2 protein-coding genes are annotated in these 1,756 nt (G+C 35.3%); both read right to left on the bottom strand.

Annotated features, from left to right (window positions below):
* Window positions 1-181 (bottom strand): hypothetical protein (locus tag K5Q92_RS23655; RefSeq protein WP_220771236.1); only part of this gene is annotated, 181 nt, incomplete at its 3' end.
* A 2-nt stretch (window positions 182-183) separates the two neighbouring features.
* Window positions 184-1,419, bottom strand: a complete 1,236-nt coding sequence (locus K5Q92_RS23650; protein ID WP_220771235.1) for an HlyD family efflux transporter periplasmic adaptor subunit — start codon at window positions 1,417-1,419, stop codon at window positions 184-186.
* Window positions 1,420-1,756 lie beyond the last annotated feature (337 nt).

The raw sequence follows: 1,756 nt of genomic DNA, 5'->3' as shown, positions 1-1,756 counted from the left end.
TTGCAAAATATATCGCAGCCATACTTACAATCATCATTATATATTTGTAATATTTAACACTAAGCCACATTGATATTTGCTCTTGAAAACTTAACGATGAGTAATCGACAAACCATCCAAAAAACAATGCAGCAAGCAAGACTAAAAACAGTTTATGTAACGAAATTTCCTTTCCTATCATGTCTAATACCCCTTAATTATATATATCGGTTCAAGCAGCCACTCTAATAACGTTCTTTTCCCTGTATTAATATCTGCTTGCAATAACATTCCAGGTATAAAATCTATTTTATTTCCATAAGCCTTAATATTTTGTGTTAAAAGTTCAATTGATACTTTATAGACAGGTTCGTCAAAAGAAAGTTTGCTAGCAGTTTCAGATGCAAACACAACACTTCTAGAAACATGAGACACACGACCAGTAGCCATGCCAAACTTTTGAAATGGAAACGCATCTAACTTTAGGTTTACCTCATCTCCCTCGCTTACAAAAGCTATGGCTCTTGTAGGTATATAAACTTCAGCCTCAAGCTTTGAATCGTCCGGTAAGATTGTCACCAAATAATCTCCACTCGATGCGAACTCGCCAACATTAAGCTTGATTGACGTAACAACGCCGTTAATAGGTGCTTTCACCAATAGCTTATTTCCTTCTTGAATAGATACTTTTGTATTAGATAGTTTTGACAACTCGATTTCCAACTGGCTTACCTGCTGTTGCTTTTCAAATGGCAATCTAGCCTTATCATTTAACGAATTGGCAATATTAGTCTCAGATTTCAAAGCGATAGTATTATGTTCTTGAATTTTTTGCTGTAAATCCAATATAAAATCAAGCTGTTCATTCACTTCATTTTTACTTGCATTCCCTTTGCTATGAAGCTTCTTGATACTTGTCAAACGCACTTTTGCCAACTTCAAACGTTCTCTGAGCAACTCACCTTGCAGCCTTAATTCTTTCCTCTCTTGTTTCAGAAAATTAATAATACCCTCCAGTCTCACCTCTCTCTCTTGGTACAGGGATGAATACTGAGATATTTGTTCGTTTATGAGCGATATCTGAATGTTGAGTTCTTTGATCTTCTCTTTGTCAGAATTTAATGAATTGGCCATAAACTTATTGTTTGTAACCGACATAAGCATGGTTCCAGCAGAAACACGATCTCCCTCCTTGACCGCCACCTCACTGACAACACCGCTAACATGAGAGTAAACTCTTGAAATGCCATGAGTGGGAACCAAGTAGCCTTTTACCTTTTCTTTTTTAGAGTAATCACTAGAAAAAAGATAGATTACTGTAATGAAAACAAGAGCAACAAGAAGCGCTAACAAAATTGAATAATGGATAGGTGTTATTACAACAGCTTTCCCATAATATCCATTGGTATGATTTTCTAGAACTTCCTTGCGAAACAACATACAATCACTCCGTGATAAAAACTACTAGCTTAATGGGTCAGAACCATTAAAAAAAAGACACCTCTTCAATTACTTTCATTTAGCAAGTAAACTAAAAAACTAACACACATACATACAAACCTAAGGCTGCCATGATAACAATTCAACCTCACCTAATTTTATGCATTTTTAAAAAACAGATGTCAACATGTGTTGCAAAATAATTTACCAAACTAAATACCGAATCAACAAACAGACCTTTTGCCCAACCGTTTACTTATTAAATACCTACTGTCTGGTCATTATCAATTATTATTTACTATTATTTATTCCCCCTCACGCCACTCCCAGCCCACCT

The organism is Shewanella sp. MBTL60-007 (assembly GCF_019654915.1).
Classification (GTDB): Bacteria; Pseudomonadota; Gammaproteobacteria; order Enterobacterales; family Shewanellaceae; genus Shewanella.
This window is presented reverse-complemented; position numbering and strand designations above follow the sequence as displayed.